Source organism: Sandarakinorhabdus sp., from assembly GCF_040398645.1.
GTDB lineage: Bacteria > Pseudomonadota > Alphaproteobacteria > Sphingomonadales > Sphingomonadaceae > Sandarakinorhabdus.
In genome coordinates this window covers 5,103-6,338 of the sequence record NZ_JBBATR010000003.1, presented here as the reverse complement: position 1 = coordinate 6,338, position 1,236 = coordinate 5,103, and the positions used below count along the sequence as shown (strand labels likewise).

Genomic DNA, 1,236 nt, shown 5'->3' with positions numbered 1-1,236 from the left:
GTGCTGGGCGAGCGCGTGGTTGCGGGCAGCATTGATCGGCTGCTGGTGACCGAAGCCGATGTGCTGGCCGTGGAATACAAGACCGGCAGCCGGGTGCCGGCCGATGCCGCATCGGTGCCGCCGGCGCATGTCGCACAATTGGGGGCCTATGCCGCGGCGCTGGCGCTGGTGTTTCCGGGGCGGGCCGTGCGCGCGGCGCTGCTGTACACGGCCGGGCCGCAGCTGATCGAGCTACCGGCGGCGATGCTGGCCGATTGGCAGGCGGCGATTGTTGCGCCTGCGCCAGACAGCACATTGCAGCCAGGCGATCCAATGCCTATCTTGCCAGCATAGCAACCAGCCAAACCCGATAACGCCGGAGCCTTACCCATGACCAAGACCGTGACCGATGCCAGTTTCACCGCCGATGTGCTGGAGGCCGGCAAGCCGGTGCTGGTGGATTTCTGGGCCGAATGGTGCGGCCCGTGCCGCATGATCGCCCCGGCGCTTGAGGAACTGGATGCCGAACTGGCCGGCGTCGATATCGTCAAGGTCAATATCGACGACAATCCGGATGCGCCTGGCCGTTATGGCGTGATGTCGATCCCCACCATGATCCTGTTCAAGGACGGCAAGGCCGCCGCCACCATGGTCGGCGCCCGGCCCAAGGGTGAGCTGAAGGCGTGGCTTGAAAGCCAGATCGCCTAAGCCATAGTTTGTTTAAACGGGGGTAACGACCTGCCCCAGCCGCGGGAAGTGGACGTGCACTGTCAGCGTGTCGTCCACATCCCGCGCAATGCTGATGCCGCCCGCGTCGCAGCGCAGCAGGCGGCCGATGCTGGGCGCATCCTTGGTGCCCTCCTGCGTGACGCCCACCATCATTCCGGCGGCATAGGGCGCGGCCACTGTGCCGGTTATGGCGGCGGGAACGGCAGCGCGGGCGGCGCTGAGCGCTTCTGCTGCGGTGACCTCGCTGCGATCGCCATGGCCAAAACCAGCCACGCGGGCATACCAATCGGCCACGCCCGGCAATGCCAGCATTGCAGCTGCATTGGCCGCTGCGGTTGGTACGGCCCGCACAAACCAGATATTGCTGTACAGCGCGAGATCACCGGCCCCCGGCGCGTCTCCGCCGATGAAGGCGCGGCCATCGGCCAGCGTGTCGGATAGAAACTGGCTCGCCACCAGCGCCTGGCCTGCGAGATGCGGCGCCGCGCGGCCCAGCGCGCCAAGGTCCATGCCAAAGCGCGCCTGACG

Annotated in this window: 3 protein-coding genes; 2 read left to right on the top strand and 1 reads right to left on the bottom strand. The window is 67.0% G+C overall.

Annotation, left to right across the window (positions count from 1 at the left end):
• Together ABWP50_RS01115 and trxA are read left to right on the top strand one after the other, a co-directional pair.
• Positions 1-333: PD-(D/E)XK nuclease family protein (locus ABWP50_RS01115; RefSeq protein ID WP_353216145.1), on the top strand; the 333-nt coding region annotated here is incomplete at its 5' end.
• 36 nt (positions 334-369) lie between these two features.
• Complete coding sequence (gene trxA, locus ABWP50_RS01110; RefSeq protein ID WP_353216144.1) at positions 370-687, top strand: thioredoxin; 318 nt, start codon at positions 370-372, stop codon at positions 685-687.
• Positions 688-699: 12 nt separating this feature from the next.
• Here the strand turns inward: trxA and ABWP50_RS01105 are convergent.
• A partial coding sequence (locus ABWP50_RS01105; RefSeq protein WP_353216143.1) for a glutathione S-transferase C-terminal domain-containing protein occupies positions 700-1,236 on the bottom strand: 537 nt, incomplete at its 5' end.

What these genes read in the sequence shown, in the direction of transcription:
- trxA (WP_353216144.1), top strand. Translation starts at nt 370, where the DNA reads ATGACCAAGACCGTGACCGATGCCAGTTTCACCGCCGATGTGCTGGAG.